Source organism: Agrobacterium sp. ST15.16.055, assembly GCF_027956555.1.
Taxonomy (GTDB): Bacteria; Pseudomonadota; Alphaproteobacteria; order Rhizobiales; family Rhizobiaceae; genus Agrobacterium; species Agrobacterium salinitolerans.
Map to the genome: position 1 here is coordinate 12751 of NZ_JAQKGN010000011.1, position 18866 is coordinate 31616.

The window sequence follows — 18866 nt, forward strand, 5'->3', positions numbered from 1 at the left end:
TAAAAAAGGCGCCGTAGGGCGCCTTTTTGTTGCCGTCAGCGCGCCTGCGTGAAGAAAATCTTGACGGCGAAAAGCGAAAAGACACCTGCGATCGTATAATCCAGTCCGCGCAGAATTTTCCGGTTGCGTTGCAGCCAGGCTGAAAGAACATCTGCCGCGATTACGATGCCGATGCCGATCGGCAGCGCGACGATGATCGACCAGATGCCGAGGAAGATCAGCTTGCCGGTCACATGCGGATCGGATGCGCTGACGAATTGCGGCAGGAAGGTCATGAAAAAGATGATGATCTTCGGGTTCAGCAGGTTGACCCAGATGCCGTTCAGCAGCGCCGACTTCAGGGAGGACTGCGATTTTTCGCCGGCGCTTTTCACCATCACGAAATCCGAGCCTTTGCGGATTGCCTGGATGGCGAGCCAGACCAGATAGGCGGCTCCGCCGGTCTTCAGGATCATGAAAGCCGTCGGCGAGGCGACGATGAGGGCGGCGACGCCGAAGGCGACGAGCATCGTGTGCACGGTAATGCCGATATTGGTTCCCAGAAGCGTCATGAAACCTGCCGTCCGGCCCTCACGCAGGGAGCGGCTGATCCAAAGCGTCATGTCAGGCCCCGGGGTCACAGCCAGAAGGAGAATGGCAATGGTGAAGGCGATCAATGTCGGCAGGCTGGGAACGAAATCCATCGCGGCACCCGTAAAAGCTGGAGATTGCCGTGCTTAACGCGGTTTCGCATTTCTGCCAATGCTTTTGAGCACTGACGCGAAAGACCGCCGCAATGGTTACATCGCGGCGGCCCGGAACATTCAGTTTTTCAGGAAGCTGGTGAAGGCGGCGGAATATTCCGTGTGCCAGCGCGATAGCGGCGGACGGTTCTGGACGATGTCATAGGCCGCCCAGAGAATGCGCTTTTCATCGGTCGGTCGGTCCACCTCGCCATCCGGGCAAAGAATGTAGAAATCGCCCCGACCGATGCTTTCAACCATGAAATCGACGGTCTGTTCGCCGGTCCATGCGCCTTTAGGCTTTTCTGTCCTGCCATGGGCGGTGAGGCCGGTGAAGACGAAGCCGGGGATCAGCAGATGAGCGGAAACCGAGCTGTTCGGTAGGTTACGCAATTCGTGCTGAAGCGCCTCCGTGAAGGTTTTGACGCCGGACTTCGAGACATTATAGGCCGGATCGCCGGGAGGCGTGGTGATGCCCTGCTTCGAGCCGGTATTGACGATGAGCGCCGGCTCGCCATGGGCGATCATGCCCTGCCCGAAAACACGGCTGCCGTTCACGACACCCATCAGATTGACGTTGATGATATTTTCCCAATTGGCCTGTGGACCGAAAATGGCGCTGCCGGGCTGGATGCCGGCATTGTTCATCAGGACGTGAACGCGTCCGAAACGCTGGATCACGGCGCGCTCCAGCGCCTCCAGTTCATCGAGCCTGGATACGTCGGTCGGAATGGCGACAACCTGCGCTTCGCCGTTCTTGGCAACGGCCACAATATCCGCATGGGCTGCGGCAAGCCTCTCGCCGTCGAGATCGACGAGCACGACACTCATGCCGAAACCGGCGAATTTGCGGGCTGCGGCAAGTCCGATGCCGGAGGCAGCACCGGTGATGACGGCGACATTATCTTCCTTGAATGCGGGGTGGATGGTCGTCATAGGTCTCTCCTTCGCGTCGTTTCGGCTGTTTCCAGCGGTTTGCAACGTTGCCTGAACCTCACGGGTTTCATTCACGGTCTTCAAGTTGATCGCGCCGCTTTATGATAAAGCGCGAATTTTCATAATGCATGTGACAATCGCCTCGTTTCCATCAATACGCCCGGTCATCGCCCGCCCTCGTATGCGCCCATCAATTGTTTTGTCGCTTATCTCACTGAAAAGCGCTTCACACATTTCGGCTTGCACTGTAAAAGTGCCGAAATCCCAAGGAAATGGCGGTGTCCCAATGCCGTCATCATGCAGATGGACATCACTATGGCACTTCCGAAAGACGTTAAGAAAGTCGTTCTCGCCTATTCCGGCGGTCTCGACACCTCGATCATCCTGAAATGGCTTCAGACGGAACTCGGCGCGGAGGTGGTGACCTTCACCGCCGATCTCGGCCAGGGCGAAGAACTCGAGCCGGCGCGCAAGAAGGCCGAGATGCTGGGCATCAAGGAAATCTTCATCGAGGACGTCCGCGAAGAGTTCGTACGTGATTTCGTGTTTCCGATGTTCCGCGCAAACGCGGTTTATGAAGGCGTCTATCTGCTCGGCACCTCCATTGCCCGTCCGCTGATCTCCAAGCACCTGATCGAAATCGCAAGGAAGACCGGCGCCGACGCCATCGCACATGGCGCCACCGGCAAGGGCAACGATCAGGTCCGTTTCGAGCTGTCGGCCTATGCGCTGAATCCGGATATCAAGATCATCGCTCCCTGGCGCGACTGGTCGTTCAAGAGCCGTACGGACCTCCTGAACTTCGCTGAGCAGCATCAAATTCCGGTTGCCAAGGATAAAAAGGGCGAGGCGCCTTTCTCGGTGGACGCCAACCTGCTGCACTCCTCTTCCGAGGGCAAGGTTCTGGAAGACCCGGCGCAGGAAGCGCCGGAATATGTGCATATGCGCACCATCTCCCCGGAAGCCGCGCCCGATAAGGCAACCGTCATCAAGGTCGGTTTCCGCAAGGGCGATGCCTGCTCCATCAACGGCGTTGAAATGTCGCCGGCGACGCTTCTTGCCACGCTCAACAATTACGGCCGTGAAAACGGCATCGGTCGTCTCGATCTGGTCGAGAACCGTTTCGTCGGCATGAAGTCGCGCGGCGTTTACGAGACGCCCGGCGGCACCATCCTGCTTGCCGCGCATCGCGCCATCGAATCCATCACGCTTGACCGGGGTGCGGCCCACCTCAAGGACGAGTTGATGCCGCGTTACGCCGAGCTGATCTATTACGGTTTCTGGTTCTCGCCGGAGCGCGAAATGCTGCAGGCCCTGATCGACAGGAGCCAGGAGCATGTGGAAGGCGAAGTGACGCTGAAGCTCTACAAGGGCAATGTCATGGTGACCGGCCGCGAGAGCGCCAAGTCGCTCTATTCCGACGCGCTGGTGACCTTCGAGGACGACCATGGCGCCTATGACCAGAAGGACGCTGCAGGCTTCATCAAGCTTAACGCATTGCGTCTTCGCACACTCGCAAAGCGCAATATCAGCAAGTAATTCTGCTGGAATGGAAATAATGAAACCCGCTGGCGACGCCGTCGGCGGGTTTTTTCATGTCTTTCGTATGGAGACGATGCGGAAGCCGATGTAGCTGGCGATTGCGGTGAACTCCATCACGGGGATGATGATGCCGAAGCCGGTCAACGGCGAACCGATGATTGAGGCTGCAGCACCGCCCGCAAAACCAGATCCCATCTGAATGAAACCCATCATTGCCGATGCCGAGCCGGCAATATGCGGGAAAGGGGCGAGGGCCGCCGTCACCATGGATGGCGTCAGCAAGGCGATGCCGACCGTTGCGACCGCCACAGGTCCCATAATCGAAAGAAAGGATGGCGGTATCAGGAACACCGACAGCAGGATAAGGAGGCCGCCTATTCCCGAAAAACAGAGGCCAAGGACGACCGAACGGCGGTCACCAAGCCTCGGTGCGATATAACGCAGGGCGATTGAGCCGAAGAAATAGGCGCCGGTCTGCATCAGCATGCCGATGCCGAAGGCGGTGGGTGTCATGCCGACTTTGTCAATGAGGATGAAGGTCAGCATGGTCGCCTGCGCATAAAGCGCGCCGATGGAACCGCCGAGTACCAGTGCAGCGAGAAGAAAACGCGGCTCGGTGAGCAAGGTCCCATAGGCCGACAGGAGCCGACGCGGGCGGATCAGGTTCTTGTCCGGGATTGTCGTCTCGCGCAGGAAAACCACGACGGTGAAGATGGCGATGGCCCCGAGGCTGGCCATGAGGAAAAATACCGATTGCCACCCGAAAGCCGCAAGCGAAAGTCCGCCTATGGTCGGGCCCATGGCTGGGCCAACGGCCAGCATGATGCCAATAAGGTTCATGATGCTGGAGGCTTCCGAGCCGGTAAATTGATCGCGCACGACGGCGCGCGCCACCGTCATGCCGACGGAGGCGCCAATACCCTGAACAAGCCGGGCGAAGAGCAGCACCTCGATTGTTGGGGCGAAGATCGCCAGCAGCCCCCCGCCCAGAAAGATGGACAGGAAAACGAGACTCGCCTTTCGCCGCCCGAAGGCATCGGATGCCGGGCCGGCCAGCAGTTGCGCCATGGCGAAACCGGCGAAGTAAAGCGACAGGCTGAGTTTCACGGCGGATTCCGTGGTGGAGAAAACCCGCGTCAGTTCCGGCATGGCGGGTGTGTAGATGGCCATGGAAATCGGTGCCAGCGCCGTCAGCAACGCACCGAGCATGGCCGTGCGCTTTCTGGACATAACCGTTTCTGGCGACATTGCGATCAGCAGCCCTGGCTCGACTGTTCCGGCTGGAGATTGTTGCGGAGAGTCTGCAGGAAGCTGCGGAAAAGCGCGACCTCCTCGTCATTCAGGCCCTGCGTGGCGTGACGGACGAGTTCATCGATTTCCTGGCGCACGGCTTCCAGCATCTCGGCTGCGTTTTTCGTCATCACTATACGCTTGGAGCGCCTGTCCTGCGGGTCCTGTTGGCGTTCGATGAGATCGAGAGATTGCAGCTTGTCGAGATAGGCGCAGATCGTCATGGGCTCGATGCCGAGCCGGGCGGCGATATCCGATTGTTTGCTGCCATCAACGACGGCGACCGTCAGCAGGGCGCGTGCTTCGCCGGGTGTCAGGCCCAGTCCTGCTTCAGCAATTCGGCGCTCGAAAGCACTGTTCAGCAGGCGTGCGCCACTGTTCAGTAAAAATGCCAATGAGTCTTTTTCGCGTTTAGTGCCCATGTTTCGCCTTTTCGTAAGTCAGACTTACTAAAATCCGGGCGATAATCAATGGTGCACAAGTCATATTGTGGAAAATCGGGTAAAGTATGCGTCAGTTCGGTTGCTGGATGATCTGCAATATAGTCGCCGATTGTTACGCTGAAGCAAAAAAGACCGGACTTTCCATATTTTTTCACGCGGCCTGACATCTCCGCCGGGCATATTGAATTGCCGGTGGAGGCGTGCCCATATGAGCTTAACCGGAATTGTACAAGGAAGATGAAATGCCATCCAAGACCGCGCTTTATCCCGCACTCGTTGACTGGAACGGCCATAATGGTCTGCCGAAATTCGATGCGGTCAGGGATGGGGATTTCGCTCCGGCCTTCGATGCCGCCCTTCTGTCCCACGAACACGAAATCGATGCGATTGCCGGCAATTCTGAGGCCCCGAGCTTCGAAAACACGGTGACCGCGCTCGAAATCGCAGGCGACGATCTTTCGCGCATTTCGGCGCTGTTCTGGAACAGGGCAGGCGCCAATACCAATGGCGTGATCCAGGCGCTAGAGCGGGAGATCGCGCCGAAACTGTCGCGGCACTATTCGAAGATCGGCATGAACGAGGCCCTGTTCAAGCGGATCGACACTTTGTGGGAAAAGCACGAGGCGCTGGGGCTGACGGGTGAGGAGAGCCGAGTTCTTGAGCGGCACTGGAAGAGTTTCGTGCGCTCCGGCGCCAAGCTGCCGAAGGACCGGCAGGAACGGCTGGCAGCGATCAATGAGGAACTTGCCGGTCTCGGTGCGAGATTCGGGCAGAATGTGCTGGCAGATGAAAAGAACTGGAAGCTCCTGCTTTCCACGGAAGAGGAACTTACCGGCATTCCCGATTTTCTGCGAGACGCGATGGCGGGTGCTGCCCGTGAGCATGGCGAGGACGGCAAATTTGCCGTTACCCTTTCCCGATCCATCATCGAGCCTTTCCTGACCTTTTCCGAGCGCCGCGATCTGCGCGAGCAGGCCTTCAGGGCGTGGGTGGCGCGTGGCGAGAATGGCGGCGGGACCGATAATCGCAAGATCGTCCGCCGCACGCTCGAATTGCGCGAGGAGAAGGCAAAGCTTCTCGGTTACGCAAATTTCGCCGCCTACAAGCTCGATGATACGATGGCAAAGACGCCGGATGCCGTGAACGGTCTTCTGGGGCGGGTCTGGGAAAAGGCCGTGCGCCGTGCGGGCGAGGAGGAGGCCGAACTGGCAGCCATCATCGCTAAGGAGGGAAGGAATCACGAGGTGCTGCCCTGGGACTGGCGGCATTATGCCGAAAAGCTCCGGGCACGGAAATTCAGCTTCTCCGAGGCTGAATTGAAGCCCTATCTGCAGCTCGAAAAGATCATCGAAGCGTGCTTCGATGTGGCCGGGCGGCTGTTCGGGATTCGGGCGGTCGAAATCAAAGGCGTCGCGGCCTATCACCCGGATGTGCGGGTTTTCGAAATCAGCGATGAAAAGGGCGGTCTGAAGGCCATGTTCCTCGGCGATTATTTCGCCCGTCCCTCCAAGCGGTCCGGCGCATGGATGAGCTCCTTCCAGTCGCAGCATAAGCTGCCCCTCAAGAACGGCACGGTCGGAGAAATACCGATCATCTACAATGTCTGCAATTTCGCCAAACCGGCCGAGGGTAAACCCGCGCTGCTTTCGCTCGACGATGCGCGCACGCTGTTCCATGAATTCGGCCACGCATTGCATGGCATGTTGTCGAATGTCACTTACCCTTCCGTTTCCGGAACGGGTGTCTCGCGCGATTTCGTTGAATTGCCGTCGCAGCTTTACGAACATTGGCTGACGGTGCCGGAAATTCTCGAAAAATACGCCCTGCATTATGAAACAGGCGCGCCGATGCCGAGGGCGCTACTGGACAAGGTTCTGGCTGCGCAGACCTTCAATGCCGGTTTCAGCACGGTGGAATTCACCTCGTCGGCGATTGTCGACATGGCGTTTCATACCCGCGACAACGTCGGTGACCCGATGGCCGTGCAGGGTGAGGTCCTTTCCGCGCTCAACATGCCGAAATCCATCGTCATGCGCCATGCGACGCCGCATTTCCAGCATGTGTTTTCCGGCGACGGTTATTCCGCCGGATACTATTCCTACATGTGGTCGGAAGTGCTGGACGCCGACGCCTTTTCGGCATTCGAGGAAACCGGCAATGCCTTTGATAGCGAGATGGCGCGACGGCTGAAGGATAACATCTATTCCGTTGGCGGCTCGATCGATCCGGAGGAGGCCTATCTTGCCTTCCGCGGCAAGATGCCGAGCCCGGACGCCATGCTTTTAAAGCGCGGTCTCCTATAAGAGACTGTCATATTTCTGAGTTAGAAGCTGAGCGCAGAGGGCTTATGACATGAGCCCCCTTTCGCATTTGCAAAAAAAAGGTTATGAGCGCGCCAAACTAAATTGGCGTTTCTCATCAATATAGCGCCCAACCTCAGAGATTTTAAACAATGGCACTTCGCAACATCGCGATCATCGCGCACGTTGACCATGGAAAAACGACGCTTGTTGACGAGCTTTTGAAGCAATCCGGTTCGTTCCGTGAAAACCAGCGCGTGATGGAGCGCGTGATGGATTCCAACGACATTGAAAAAGAGCGCGGCATCACCATTCTCGCCAAGGCGACCTCGATCGAGTGGAAAGATACCCGTATCAACATCGTCGACACCCCCGGTCACGCCGACTTCGGCGGTGAAGTCGAGCGTATCCTGTCGATGGTGGATGGCGCCATCGTTCTGGTCGATGCTGCCGAAGGCCCCATGCCGCAGACCAAATTCGTGGTCGGCAAGGCGCTGAAGGTCGGTCTTCGCCCGATCGTCGCGATCAACAAGATCGACCGTCCGGACGCCCGCCATGAAGAAGTCGTCAACGAAGTGTTCGACCTTTTCGCGGCGCTCGACGCCACCGACGAACAGCTCGATTTCCCGATCCTTTACGGTTCCGGCCGCTCCGGCTGGATGAACGTCAATCCGGAAGGCCCGACCGACGAAGGTCTCGCGCCGCTGCTGGATCTCGTCGTCAAGCACGTTCCGGAGCCCAAGGTCGAAGAGGGGCCGTTCCGCATGATCGGCACGATCCTCGAGGCTAACAATTTCCTCGGCCGCATCATCACCGGCCGCATCGCCTCCGGTTCGATCAAGCCGAACCAGGCCGTCAAGGTTCTGGGCCAGGACGGCAAGCTGATTGAAAACGGCCGTATCTCGAAAATTCTCGCTTTCCGCGGTATCGAGCGCACCGCGATCGAAGAAGCCCATGCGGGCGACATCGTCGCCATTGCCGGCCTCTCCAAGGGCACCGTCGCCGATACCTTCTGCGATCCTGCCGTCATGGAGCCGATGCAGGCGCAGCCGATCGATCCGCCGACGGTTACCATGTCCTTCATCGTCAACGATTCGCCGCTCGCCGGCACCGAAGGTGACAAGGTCACGAGCCGCGTCATTCGCGACCGCCTTTTCAAGGAAGCCGAAGGCAACGTTGCGCTGAAGATCGAAGAATCCGCCGACAAGGATTCGTTCTTCGTCTCCGGTCGCGGTGAATTGCAGCTGGCGGTTCTGATCGAAAACATGCGCCGCGAAGGCTTCGAACTTGCCGTTTCGCGTCCGCGGGTTGTCATGCACAAGGATGAAAACGGCCAGCTTATGGAGCCGGTCGAAGAAGTCGTCATCGACGTTGATGAAGAACATTCCGGTGTCGTTGTTCAGAAGATGTCCGAGCGCAAGGCCGAGATGGTTGAGCTTCGTCCATCGGGCGGCAATCGTGTCCGTCTGGTCTTCTTCGCGCCGACCCGCGGCCTTATCGGTTATCAGTCTGAACTTTTGACCGACACGCGCGGCACGGCTGTGATGAACCGTCTGTTCCACGACTACCAGCCTTACAAGGGCGAAATCGGCGGCCGCGTCAACGGCGTTCTGCTGTCGAACGAATCCGGCGAAGCAGTCGCCTATGCCCTGTTCAACCTTGAAGATCGCGGCCCGATGATCATCGATGCCGGCGAGAAGGTTTATGCGGGCATGATCATCGGCATTCATAGCCGTGACAACGACCTCGACGTGAACGTGCTGAAGGGCAAGAAGCTCACCAACATCCGCGCCGCTGGCAAGGATGAGGCGGTGAAGCTCACGCCACCGATCAAGTTCACGCTGGAGCGTGCGCTGTCCTGGATTCAGGATGACGAACTCGTCGAAGTTACGCCGAAGTCGATCCGTCTTCGCAAGCTCTACCTCGACCCGAACGACCGCAAGCGTTTCGAAAAGGCAAAGCTTGCAGCCAGCTGATCGGCTTGATCCATGCTTTCGAAAAACCCGGCTTTGGCCGGGTTTTTTTATGCGTTCGTTTTTATGTGCGTATGAGTCGAAAGGCGCTTTGCCAAAGGTTAAGGATGCGTTAATTTTTCAGGGTCGTCCACATGAATAGGCTGTGGGTAAGCTTGCCGGCGTTAACCTTTATGACTGGTAAGTTTCCGTGGCCGGGGCCAGAATCGCGTTATGAAAACGTTATCCATCGATGTTCGCCGTGCTGAACCGCATGACGCGCGCGCCATCTCCGAGGCGCACCGTCTGTCGTGGCAACAGGCCTATGCAGGGCTTATCCCGCATCGGCCGTTGATGCAGATGCTGGAGCGCCGTGGCGAAATATGGTGGAAGAAGGCGACCAGAGGCTCCGCAACCATGCTGGTGGTCGAAGTAGCCGGTGTGGTTGCCGGATATGCGACACTGGGCCTCAGCCGGGCACGCGGGCTGCCGCAAGACGGCGAGATATACGAACTTTATCTCCGACCGGAATATCAGGGCATCGGGCTTGGCTCGCTGCTGTTTACGGAAGCGCGCAGATTGCTGACCTCGCTTGGCTGCAACGGCATCGTTGTTTGGTGCCTTGAAGACAGCGATGTGGCCAACCGCTTTTTCCGCTCTCACGGCGGCCGCGATATTGCCGAAGGCATGGAAGACTTTGACGGCAAGTCGCTTCGCAAAGTCGGTTTCGTCTGGAATTGACAAATAATGCCCCGGTGATTTGGGCCGGGGTTCATTCTCGCGGACGGCCATGCGCCATTGCGATAGCCTCAAATCCCGCATTCTGCCTTATCCGCCCAAAGCCATGTTGCAATGCGGCGACTTTCCCAGTATCGAAAACCAAATCCAACCCGTCGAATGAGGGAAGCGAATGCGTATCGATGCAATTTCCGTAGGCAAGAATCCGCCGGATGACGTGAATGTCATCGTTGAAGTGCCGGTCGGCGGACATCCGATCAAGTACGAGATGGACAAGGATGCCGGTGCGCTGATCGTCGATCGCTTCCTCTACACGCCGATGACCTATCCGGGTAACTATGGCTTCGTACCGCACACCCTGTCCGACGACGGCGATCCGATCGACGTTCTCATCTGCAATACCCGTCCGCTGGTTCCAGGCTGCGTCATCAATGTCCGCCCCATCGGCGTGATGATCATGGAAGATGACGGCGGCAAGGACGAGAAGATTCTCGCCGTGCCGGTTCCGAAGCTGACACGCCGTTACGACAAGGTCCACAATTACACCGACCTGCCGGAAATTACGCTGAAGCAGATCGAGCACTTTTTCGAGCACTACAAGGATCTGGAGCCCGGAAAGTGGGTGAAGATGGGCGGCTGGCAGGATGTTGATGTTGCCAAGAAGCTGATCGTTGAAGCCATTGAGCGTTACAAGGCGCAGGGCTGATCTGCCTTAAAGCTTTTTAAATAGCTCCTCGAAATCCTCCGGGTCGGTATCGATCCGGAGGATTTTTTTACGCGCTGTTTCGCCTGAAACGAAGCTGATGGAAGATTTCGGCAGGCCGAGTTTTTTTGCCAGGAAGACAATCAGGGCCTTGTTGGCCTTTCCGCCTTCCGGCACGGCGCTGACACGGGCCTTGAGATGCGTGTTTCCTTCCGCATCCTTTTCCACGCCGTCGATGGCGTCCCGCCCGCCATTCGGTGTGAGGCGGACGGTCAGGCGGACATGATCACCGTGCTTCTGCCAGAAGCCGCTCAAGCGACCATCGGGTAAAGCGTGTTCCACATGAAGGAGCGGATGAAGAAGATGATCAGGAGCACGATGATCGGCGAAATGTCGATGCCGCCGAGATTGGGCAGAATGCGGCGGATGGGTCGCAGAACCGGTTCCGTGACATTGAACAGAAAGCTGCCGATGGCGTTCACGAACTGGTTGCGGGAATTGATGACGTTGAAGGCGTAAAGCCAGGAAAAAATAGCGCTGGCGATCAGCACCCACGTATAGAGGTTCAAGGCCAGATCGATGGTCTGAAACAGGGCAAGCATCAATATCTCCGTATCTTGGTTGCAAGACATTTAGACATTCGCTGGTGAACCGGCAAGTCTTGCCCCTGATCGTAATGAACTTTGGCCTCGTCGACCGGCGATCATGGCAGTCCGGCTTGTGGCCTTGCAGCGGGAATTCGCACAAAACCGCCTGCACTTTTCGTCATCCATCGATGAGGGCTGGCGATTCCTGCCATATCGCTCTATTGCAAAGCTCTCCTATTGTCTCGCGAGCACCCAGCCGATGTCCCTCCCTTCCGCCGATAATCGCTTTGGCGCATTCCGGCATAGTTCCTATCGCCGTTTTTTCAGCGCCCGGTTTTTTTCGGCCTTCGCCATCCAGATCGTCAGCGTCTCTGTCGGCTGGCAGATGTATGAGGTTACCGGCAACGCCTTTTATCTCGGCCTGATCGGTCTTTTCCAATTTCTGCCGTCGCTGCTTCTGATCCTCGTCACGGGAACGGTCGCCGACCGGCACAATCGCCGGCGCATCATGGCCATATGCCTGCTGATCGCGGCGCTCTGCGCTGCGGCGCTTCTTAGCCTCACGTTGATGCACAGCTTTTCGCCCTGGCCGGTCTTCGCCATTCTCGTCGTCTTCGGCATAGAGCGGGCCTTCATGGGGCCGGCGGTGCAGTCGCTGGCACCCAATCTCGTGCCGGTCGAGGATTTGCCGAATGCTATCGCCTGGAATTCGTCTTCATGGCAGATGGCGTCGATTCTTGGCCCTGTCGCCGGTGGTCTGCTTTATGGTCTCGGGGCCTCCGTCGCCTATAGCGTAGCGCTCGTGCTTTTCATTGTTTCCGCGGCGCTTGCAGTAGCAATCCGTAAGCCGGAACAACGCGGCCCGGCAAAAGCCATCAGCCTCGAAACCATGCTGGCCGGGTTCAAATTCATCTCGCAGGAAAAAGTCGTCCTTGGCGCGATCTCGCTTGATCTTTTCGCGGTGTTGCTCGGCGGTGCTGTTGCGTTGATGCCGATTTTTGCCAAGGAAGTGCTGACGCTCGGCCCATGGGGCCTTGGGCTTCTGCGTGCCGCGCCTGGCATCGGGGCCATCACCGTTGCGGTCATTCTGGCCTTCAAACCCATTCGTCACCACGCCGGCCTGCTGATGTTTACCGGCGTCGGCCTCTTCGGCATCTCCACTGTGGTTTTCGGACTGTCGCAGACCGCGTGGCTGTCCATCGCCGCGCTGGTGGTCATGGGCGCATCGGACATGGTGTCGGTTTATGTGCGCGAGACCCTGATTGCACTCTGGACGCCGGACGAGGTACGCGGGCGTGTGAATGCGGTTAATATGGTCTTTGTCGGCGCATCGAACGAGCTGGGCGAGTTTCGTGCCGGCACCATGGCTCATGTCGTCGGAGCGGTGCCCGCAGTCGTCATCGGCGGGGCGGGTACGCTTGCTGTGGCGGTCATCTGGGCGCTCGGTTTTTCCAAGCTACGCAAGATCGACAATCTGGATGCGCCGCACTGATGGCGATGGGGCTTAGATCGTTTTGTTTTTACGCATTTTCCGAACGTAAAACCGCTAAGCACTTTTACTGGAAATGCTCTAGCGCTGCGCCTTGCCTTCAAAAACCAGATCGAGAAAATTGCCGAGCCATGCCCTGAGAGGCGTGTCGAACAGCATGCGGCCTTCCAGATGCTGGCTGCCCACCTGTGCATTGGGCATTCCGAACCTCTGGGCGCCGCGCACCACCCAACTATGCATCATGGCGCGGGTCAGTTCGGCGTGAAACTGCAAGCCCCAGGCATTTTTTCCATAGCGATAGGCCTGATTGGGGTAGGTCTCGCCCGAGGCCAGAAGTTCGGCTCCGCGCGGCAGCTCGAACCCTTCCTTGTGGAAATGATAGACCATCTTCGGCCAATGCGGCATCAAAAGCCGCCCATGTTCGGTGGCATGAAGCGGATACCAGCCGATTTCGACCTTACCGTCCCTGTCGGCCTCCACCTTGCCGCCTAGATGTTTGGAAAGCATCTGCGCGCCGAGACAGATGCCGAGAAAGGGCTTATTTTCCTTCAGCGGCACCTTCAGCCAGTCGATCTCGGCTTTGACGTAGTCATGAGAATCGTTGGCGCTCATCGGGCCACCGAAGATGATGGCGCCCGCGTGTTTCTCCAGCGTCTGCGGCAGGTCATCGCCGAGTGCGGGTCGCCTTATATCCAGACGATACCCTTTTTCCACCAGCATCTGGCCGACACGGCCGGGGGTAGAACGTTCCTGATGCAGGACGATGAGCAGCGATGGTTGTTTTTCCTGTTGCCTGGAAGGGTCAAACAGCATCGTCTTCGTTTTCGCTTTCTTCAGCGGGCCCGGACCTCGTGGCGGCCTGCTGACGTTGCAGAACCCTGTCGCGCACGGATACACCGAGCAGATCGGCTACCCGCCAGATCACATGGTCTTCCATTTCGCTTCGTTCGCCGTCAGCGTAAACAATATCCCATAATATTCCAATAAGCTCCACGCGTTGATCTTCGTCGAGATGGCGGCGTATATCGGCGGTGAAGCGGTAATAATCGACGGCCTCCTTGCCCGCCTCCTGGCCGGCGGTGAGAAGGGCATCCAGTTTGCCGCCATCGAGATGGTAATATTCATGCAGAATCTCGCGCAGGCGGTCACGCTCGCTTTTCGAGACGGTGCCATCCGCTTCCATCACCTGGAAAGAGAGGGCGGCCACCGCAACCCTCAGATCGTCCGGGCTGAAATCACCCACATTCGGGCCGACGAGGTTTTGAATAAACGATTGTATTTGCTGGAACATCGATAGCCTGTTGGTCAGAAGAGTTTGAGCCGCGTCTTGGGTTCGGCTTCCGCGCCTGATTTCTTGACGCCCGGATCATCCGGCGCGCCGCCGAAAAACGGCACGGCCTCCGCCTTCCCATTCGATGCATCGGTTTCCACCGGCGCCTCAATTGTAACAGGCTTTTTCTCCTTTGGGACCGATACGGCCGGTTTGACCTCAATCGGCGCGGCCGGGATCGGTTTCGGTTCGGCGCGTGTCTCCGGCGCGGCTTCTGCAATGATTGTCTTCGCAGCCGGTTCGGCCCTTGCCGGTGCTGCGGCAATCGCATTTTCGATCGTGAGATCCTCGACGGGGCCTTCGAGTTGCCCGAAAGGCGCTTTCCATTCGAAGGCATCGAGACGGCCGGTAACGGGCGACACCGGCAGCCATTTTTCCGAAACAATGCCATCGGCAACCCAGGCGGGGTCCCGCGGCGCGCGCAGCGCCTGTGCCATCCAGTAGCGTACCCGGCCCTGATCACCGGTTTCGGCTTCCTCGATGTCGGCCATCAGCAGGAAGATGCTTTCGCGAGGCTCGATCCGGGCGGCAGCCTCGGCCTTGGCCCGCGCCTTGGCGAATTCCTTGGCGTCGAGCGCCGCCTGCGCCACCGCGAACAGGGATTCGATATTGTTGGGCTTCAGGCTTTCCAGCCGCTCAGCCCGTTTCAGTCGGTCGATGGCGGTATCGCCGCTGCGGGCGCGGACATAAAGTTCGGCGAGTTGCGGATGCGGATCGTGTTTCCAGACGGGTTCGAGAACCGTGGCCGCCTTGCGCAGATTGTCCTCGCGCAGATAGGATTTTGCTGCGATCAGCGCTGCCGGAACGAGGCTCTTGGCAAGCTTGAGCGCGTGTTTGGCATCCTCGCGGGCACCCACGGGGTCGCTTTCCAGCTTTTCGCCGGCCTTGGCGGTGAGAAGCACCGCTTTCAGCCGTTCCGCCTCGCCGCGTTCGATGACACTGGCCGCCCTCTGTTGGTCGAGCAGGCGTATGGCATCGTCCCATTGTCCGTTGCGACAACGATTTTCCAGCGTCGCCTGTGCTGCCCAGGGCAAATAGGGCGCCTTTTCCGCCGCATCCTCGGCATATTGCTGGGCGGCTTCGTAGGCGCCCTGACGGCGCGCCTCGATATAAAGGCCCCGAAGGCCAAGTTCGCGGGTTTCGGGATCGCGGGCCATGGCTTCGAATTTGCGCCGCGCCGCGTCATATTTTCCTTCGATGAGATCGGCCTGAGCGTCGAGCAGGTGGATCAGTGGCTCTTGATCGGCGCTGAGCAACCCCTGTGTTCGTGCCGTCATCTTCCGGGCAAGGAGGGCATTGCCGGCGCCGGCGGCAATGAGACCGGTGGATAGCGCCTGATAACCACGGTCGCGCTTGCGGGCGCGGAAATAACGACGCGCGGCATTGGGCGAGGTCCAGATGGCGTTGACGACCCACCAGACCAGCATAACGGCGGCGACCAGCGCCGCAATTATGGAGGCCGCGACCATCAGGCTCATTTCGATCAGCTGGCCTTGCCAGACGATGGATAGCACGCCCGGCCTGTCCGCCAGCCAGGAAAAACCGAAGCCGAGAGCCAGAACGATAACGGCGAAAGTCAGAATTCTGGTCATGCCCTTACCCCTGCCTGCCGGTGCTGGTGATGGCGCGGTTCAACGTGCCGCCGACCAGATTTTCGACCTCGATGCGCGCATCCAGCGATTTCTTGTAATCGGCCGATGCCGTCTTGGCGGCATCGGGAAGCCCGTTCCATTCAAGCGCCGCGCCTTGCAGATCGCCGTTGCGCAGCTTGTTTTCCATGCGCGCAATCTGGGCTTCGGGGGTCTCGCCCTCGATATTTCCGACGGGGCGCACCTTCACCAGCGAAAAGGCGCTTTCCGTCAGGCGTTCCATAATGCCCTGATTGGGGTCAGGCTGGTTGATGGCCGACAGCATCGCATTGGCAACATCGGGGAATTTCTGCATCAACTCGGAACGCGATGGTACGCCGGTTGCGGCGAAGGATTGCAGCGATGCGATGGCCGGATCATCAGGCGTGACCTTCGATAGCGTGTCGAGTTCGGTGAGGAACGGCCCACCGCGATCGATCGCGGCCTTCAGCGCGGCGGAAGCAATGGCGCGGGCGACTTCGATATCGTCGCGCGGTTCATTGATCTTGGCTTCCGCATCCGCAAGACGGCGTGTCAGTTCCGCCGTCGCCGATGCCTGCGCGGATCGCTCCGACTGGAGGGTGGATTCCAGCGCGGCGATTTTTTCCGACAGTCCATCGATTTGTGGGGTCTCACCCTTTGCGCCCTCGAGGGTTGCGATGCGCTGTTCCAGCGCCGAGGTATCGGCGGCAGGCGCATTGGCAAGCTGCTGCCGTAAGCTGCTCAGATCGGTTTTCAATGCGGCGATTTCCTCGCTTCCCGCCTGGCCTGCATTAAAGGAGGGCAGGATGCCGGCATATTGCATGCTGCCTGCGGCGGTGAGCGCCACAAGGCCGCCGACGATACCAGCCGCGATGAGGCCGGAGGTCGCCGCCTGTTTGCGCTCCACCTGATGTGGTGTGGAGGGCTTTGCCGGTCCTGAGGAAGAGGTTGCCGTCGATGGTTTTGCAGCGCCGTCGCTGCTGGATGCGCTGGAGGACGCTGTAGAGCCGAAGGCCGGCTTCGCCGCAGCCGCCGCAGCGGCGCTCGTGTCAGTGGCGCCCGTCGACGGTTTTGTATCGGCTTTCGGCGGAACAGGGGCCGTCGAGACAGGCTCTTTCTGTTTGCCCGCAGCGCTTTCAGCCTTGGGCGCCGTGGCCCCGGATTCAGCTTTGCCGATATTGGGTTCGGGCTCGATAGGGGATTTCTTGGGCTGGTCCCAGACGGGGGCGGGGTTACCCGTTGCGGCTGCTTGCGACTTTGCGGCCGAAACTCCAGGCGCTGCTGTAGCCTCCGGTGTTTTGTCACCGGGCTTTTCGTCCGTCTTCGCAGCGTCCACGTCGGCGGAAATTGCTTTCACGTCTTTGGCGTCCAGGTCGATGGTGACCGGTTCGGCTTTGGACTTGGAGTGGCGTGGCGGCTTTCCCGATACCATGACAACCTCATTTCTGCCTGCAGTAATCTAAACCTAGTCAGTGACGGCGGCAAAGGAAAGAGGCGAGCTCGAATTAGGTTCCAGAGTTATGGCGCAGAAGTTCAAACATTGCCGCCTCGCTCGGCTCGCTGGCGGCCTTGGCGTTTGCGCGGAAGATTTGAGGAACGAGAGACAGCACGTTGTGGCTGATGCAGATGATTTGTGTCGTTGCCAGCGCCGCCACGTATTTTTGCGTCGATACATGATGAAAAAAGGCCCGCGCTGCTTCCGATGAATAGAGCAGGACCACATCGGCAGCGCTTTCGACAAACGCCGTCCCAAGCATTGTCTGCGGAATGCCGGAGGGCAGCATCTCGTAACAATCTACCGTTCTGAAGGGAATGCCAGCGGCGGCAAGGCCCTTCTCGAAGGTGGCGCCACGGGGCCTGCCGGCGAGATAAAGCAGCGGTGCTTCTTCGGAAAACAGAACCTGGTGCTCAGCTACCAGTGCGGTCAGACTGGCGGCGTCGCCGGAGGCGGTGAAAATCTGTTCGAAGCCGGTTTTTTCCGCCGCTTCCGCCGTTGCTCCGCCGACGGCGAAAAGCGGTTTTGACAGATAGGGAGCCAGCCCGTCCCGGGATGTTTCCAGCGCCCGCAGCGCCTCGGCGCTGGTCACCGCGATGGCCGCCAGCGGGGCGGATAGCGCCGAGACGGCGCGTTCCCCATGATGGACAGGATAAAACAGCGGAAGAAGCACCGGCTCATGGCCAAGTGCTTCAAGCTTTGCGGCCGTCCTTTCGCCCGAACGCTGCGGCCGGGTGACGACGATCCGCATCGCCTCAGCTCCAGCCTTCGAAGAAATTGCTGCCGGCCTTGGCGCGCACATCTTCGCCGGCCTGCCGGCCGAGCGTTGCCGCATCGCGGCGGTTGCCGGAGATTTCGATGCCGTGGCTCGTCTGGCCATCGGGGGTGAGGATCAGGCCGGAAAAATGCAAGTCGCCGCCGTCGCAGGTGGCGTAGCCGGCAATCGGCGTGCGACAGGAACCATCGAGTGCTGCCAGAAAGGCGCGCTCGCAGGTCACGGCATCATGAGTGGGCCTGTCGTTTATCGGAGCGAGCAGTTTGTCCATGCGCGTATCGCCGATGCGGCTTTCCACGCCGATTGCGCCCTGGGCAGGAGCCGGAGGGAATTCCTTCGGGTCGAGAATTTCCGTCGGCACATTGTCCTTGCCGAGCCGCTTCAGGCCGGCAAAAGCAAGAAGTGTGGCATCCGCCTGGCCTTCTTCGAGCTTGCGCAGACGCGTATCGACCAGACCGCGGAAAACGATGACGCTGAGATCCGGACGCAGGCGGCGGATGAGTGCCTGACGGCGCAGAGATGCGGAGCCGACAACGGCGCCCTGTGGCAGCTCCAGCAACTTCGGTGCGGTGCGACCGATGAAGGCGTCGCGTATGTCTTCGCGCGGCAGGAAAGCGGACAGATAGAGGCCTTCGGGCAGAACGGTCGGCATGTCCTTGGAGGAATGCACGGCCATATCGAGTTCGCCTGATAGAAGCTGGTTTTCCAGCTCCTCTGTGAAGAGGCCTTTTCCACCGATCTCCGACAAAGCGCGGTCGGTTATCCGGTCGCCTTTGGTGGACAGCACGACGATTTCGAACATTTCTTCCGGCAGGCCATGCGCCGCCATCAGCCGGTTGCGCGTCTCGTAAGCCTGCGCGAGCGCCAGCGGGCTGCCGCGCGTGCCGATTCGGAAAGGTTTTGTTTGCATCCGCGTCTATCCATTGTTACCGGAGTTGTCTTAGACCAACTCAG

Annotated in this window: 18 protein-coding genes; 6 read left to right on the forward strand and 12 right to left on the reverse strand. The window is 59.0% G+C overall.

The window, feature by feature from the left end; all coding sequences use genetic code 11:
• Positions 1–35: 35 nt before the first annotated feature.
• Positions 36–683: a LysE family translocator gene (locus tag PL599_RS16015; RefSeq protein ID WP_077985490.1), complete on the reverse strand. Its 648-nt coding sequence runs from the start codon at positions 681–683 to the stop codon at positions 36–38.
• Positions 684–803: 120 nt separating this feature from the next.
• Positions 804–1658: an SDR family NAD(P)-dependent oxidoreductase gene (locus PL599_RS16020; protein ID WP_269824769.1), complete on the reverse strand. Its 855-nt coding sequence runs from the start codon at positions 1656–1658 to the stop codon at positions 804–806.
• Between the two features lie 315 nt (positions 1659–1973).
• On the opposite strand from PL599_RS16020, the gene PL599_RS16025 reads away from it, so the two are divergent.
• On the forward strand, positions 1974–3197 hold the full coding sequence (locus tag PL599_RS16025; RefSeq protein ID WP_077985585.1) for an argininosuccinate synthase: 1224 nt from the start codon (positions 1974–1976) through the stop codon (positions 3195–3197).
• A 54-nt stretch (positions 3198–3251) separates the two neighbouring features.
• On the opposite strand, the gene PL599_RS16030 is transcribed toward PL599_RS16025, so the two are convergent.
• On the reverse strand, positions 3252–4448 hold the full coding sequence (locus PL599_RS16030; RefSeq protein ID WP_269824768.1) for a multidrug effflux MFS transporter: 1197 nt from the start codon (positions 4446–4448) through the stop codon (positions 3252–3254).
• A gap of 5 nt (positions 4449–4453) precedes the next feature.
• The gene (locus PL599_RS16035) at positions 4454–4912 is read right to left on the reverse strand and encodes a MarR family winged helix-turn-helix transcriptional regulator (protein WP_077985491.1); all 459 of its coding nucleotides are present in this window, start codon (positions 4910–4912) and stop codon (positions 4454–4456) included.
• A 263-nt stretch (positions 4913–5175) separates the two neighbouring features.
• On the opposite strand from PL599_RS16035, the gene PL599_RS16040 reads away from it, so the two are divergent.
• From PL599_RS16040 to ppa, 4 genes are all read left to right on the forward strand, one after another.
• A complete protein-coding gene (locus PL599_RS16040) occupies positions 5176–7236 on the forward strand; it encodes a M3 family metallopeptidase (RefSeq protein WP_269824767.1) in 2061 nt (686 codons plus the stop codon).
• A 149-nt stretch (positions 7237–7385) separates the two neighbouring features.
• Positions 7386–9209, forward strand: coding sequence for a translational GTPase TypA (gene typA / locus PL599_RS16045; protein WP_077985492.1), 1824 nt, complete (start codon positions 7386–7388; stop codon positions 9207–9209).
• 210 nt (positions 9210–9419) lie between these two features.
• Complete coding sequence (locus PL599_RS16050; protein ID WP_077985493.1) at positions 9420–9926, forward strand: GNAT family N-acetyltransferase; 507 nt, start codon at positions 9420–9422, stop codon at positions 9924–9926.
• Between the two features lie 169 nt (positions 9927–10095).
• Positions 10096–10629 (forward strand): inorganic diphosphatase, encoded by a 534-nt coding sequence (gene ppa / locus PL599_RS16055; RefSeq protein WP_003523485.1) that lies wholly within the window; start codon positions 10096–10098, stop codon positions 10627–10629.
• A gap of 6 nt (positions 10630–10635) precedes the next feature.
• Here the strand turns inward: ppa and PL599_RS16060 are convergent, their stop codons facing one another.
• Positions 10636–10941 carry a DUF167 domain-containing protein gene (locus PL599_RS16060; RefSeq protein ID WP_271359304.1) on the reverse strand — a complete coding sequence of 102 codons (306 nt, stop codon included), beginning with the start codon at positions 10939–10941 and terminating at the stop codon, positions 10636–10638.
• Positions 10938–11228, reverse strand: coding sequence for a YggT family protein (locus PL599_RS16065; protein ID WP_003523487.1), 291 nt, complete (start codon positions 11226–11228; stop codon positions 10938–10940). Before PL599_RS16065 ends, PL599_RS16060 begins: the two co-directional genes overlap by 4 nt.
• Before the next feature lie 244 nt (positions 11229–11472).
• On the opposite strand from PL599_RS16065, the gene PL599_RS16070 reads away from it, so the two are divergent.
• Positions 11473–12705: an MFS transporter gene (locus PL599_RS16070; RefSeq protein ID WP_077985588.1), complete on the forward strand. Its 1233-nt coding sequence runs from the start codon at positions 11473–11475 to the stop codon at positions 12703–12705.
• 78 nt (positions 12706–12783) lie between these two features.
• Here the strand turns inward: PL599_RS16070 and PL599_RS16075 are convergent, their stop codons facing one another.
• The 6 genes from PL599_RS16075 to hemC form a co-directional block, all read right to left on the reverse strand.
• Positions 12784–13515, reverse strand: a complete 732-nt coding sequence (locus PL599_RS16075; RefSeq protein WP_142912967.1) for a glutamine amidotransferase — start codon at positions 13513–13515, stop codon at positions 12784–12786.
• Entirely contained in the window at positions 13505–13993 is a 489-nt protein-coding gene (locus PL599_RS16080) for a tellurite resistance TerB family protein (RefSeq protein ID WP_142912968.1), read from the reverse strand. Before PL599_RS16080 ends, PL599_RS16075 begins: the two co-directional genes overlap by 11 nt.
• Before the next feature lie 14 nt (positions 13994–14007).
• On the reverse strand, positions 14008–15624 hold the full coding sequence (locus PL599_RS16085) for a heme biosynthesis protein HemY (protein WP_077985497.1): 1617 nt from the start codon (positions 15622–15624) through the stop codon (positions 14008–14010).
• Between the two features lie 4 nt (positions 15625–15628).
• The gene (locus PL599_RS16090) at positions 15629–17074 is read right to left on the reverse strand and encodes a COG4223 family protein (RefSeq protein WP_142912970.1); all 1446 of its coding nucleotides are present in this window, start codon (positions 17072–17074) and stop codon (positions 15629–15631) included.
• A gap of 73 nt (positions 17075–17147) precedes the next feature.
• Positions 17148–17888, reverse strand: coding sequence for a uroporphyrinogen-III synthase (locus PL599_RS16095; RefSeq protein ID WP_142912971.1), 741 nt, complete (start codon positions 17886–17888; stop codon positions 17148–17150).
• Between the two features lie 4 nt (positions 17889–17892).
• A complete protein-coding gene (gene hemC, locus PL599_RS16100) occupies positions 17893–18822 on the reverse strand; it encodes a hydroxymethylbilane synthase (protein WP_269824763.1) in 930 nt (309 codons plus the stop codon).
• Positions 18823–18866 lie beyond the last annotated feature (44 nt).

Excerpts from the sequence above, each read along its gene's own strand:
- PL599_RS16015 (WP_077985490.1), bottom strand. The coding sequence starts at position 683 with ATGGATTTCGTTCCCAGCCTGCCGACATTGATCGCCTTCACCATTGCC.
- PL599_RS16020 (WP_269824769.1), bottom strand. The coding sequence starts at position 1,658 with ATGACGACCATCCACCCCGCATTCAAGGAAGATAATGTCGCCGTCATC.
- PL599_RS16025 (WP_077985585.1), top strand. The coding sequence starts at position 1,974 with ATGGCACTTCCGAAAGACGTTAAGAAAGTCGTTCTCGCCTATTCCGGC.
- PL599_RS16030 (WP_269824768.1), bottom strand. The coding sequence starts at position 4,448 with ATGTCGCCAGAAACGGTTATGTCCAGAAAGCGCACGGCCATGCTCGGT.
- PL599_RS16035 (WP_077985491.1), bottom strand. The coding sequence starts at position 4,912 with ATGGGCACTAAACGCGAAAAAGACTCATTGGCATTTTTACTGAACAGT.
- PL599_RS16040 (WP_269824767.1), top strand. The coding sequence starts at position 5,176 with ATGCCATCCAAGACCGCGCTTTATCCCGCACTCGTTGACTGGAACGGC.
- typA (WP_077985492.1), top strand. The coding sequence starts at position 7,386 with ATGGCACTTCGCAACATCGCGATCATCGCGCACGTTGACCATGGAAAA.
- PL599_RS16050 (WP_077985493.1), top strand. The coding sequence starts at position 9,420 with ATGAAAACGTTATCCATCGATGTTCGCCGTGCTGAACCGCATGACGCG.
- ppa (WP_003523485.1), top strand. The coding sequence starts at position 10,096 with ATGCGTATCGATGCAATTTCCGTAGGCAAGAATCCGCCGGATGACGTG.
- PL599_RS16065 (WP_003523487.1), bottom strand. The coding sequence starts at position 11,228 with ATGCTTGCCCTGTTTCAGACCATCGATCTGGCCTTGAACCTCTATACG.
- PL599_RS16070 (WP_077985588.1), top strand. The coding sequence starts at position 11,473 with ATGTCCCTCCCTTCCGCCGATAATCGCTTTGGCGCATTCCGGCATAGT.
- PL599_RS16075 (WP_142912967.1), bottom strand. The coding sequence starts at position 13,515 with ATGCTGTTTGACCCTTCCAGGCAACAGGAAAAACAACCATCGCTGCTC.
- PL599_RS16080 (WP_142912968.1), bottom strand. The coding sequence starts at position 13,993 with ATGTTCCAGCAAATACAATCGTTTATTCAAAACCTCGTCGGCCCGAAT.
- PL599_RS16085 (WP_077985497.1), bottom strand. The coding sequence starts at position 15,624 with ATGACCAGAATTCTGACTTTCGCCGTTATCGTTCTGGCTCTCGGCTTC.
- PL599_RS16090 (WP_142912970.1), bottom strand. The coding sequence starts at position 17,074 with ATGGTATCGGGAAAGCCGCCACGCCACTCCAAGTCCAAAGCCGAACCG.
- PL599_RS16095 (WP_142912971.1), bottom strand. The coding sequence starts at position 17,888 with ATGCGGATCGTCGTCACCCGGCCGCAGCGTTCGGGCGAAAGGACGGCC.
- hemC (WP_269824763.1), bottom strand. The coding sequence starts at position 18,822 with ATGCAAACAAAACCTTTCCGAATCGGCACGCGCGGCAGCCCGCTGGCG.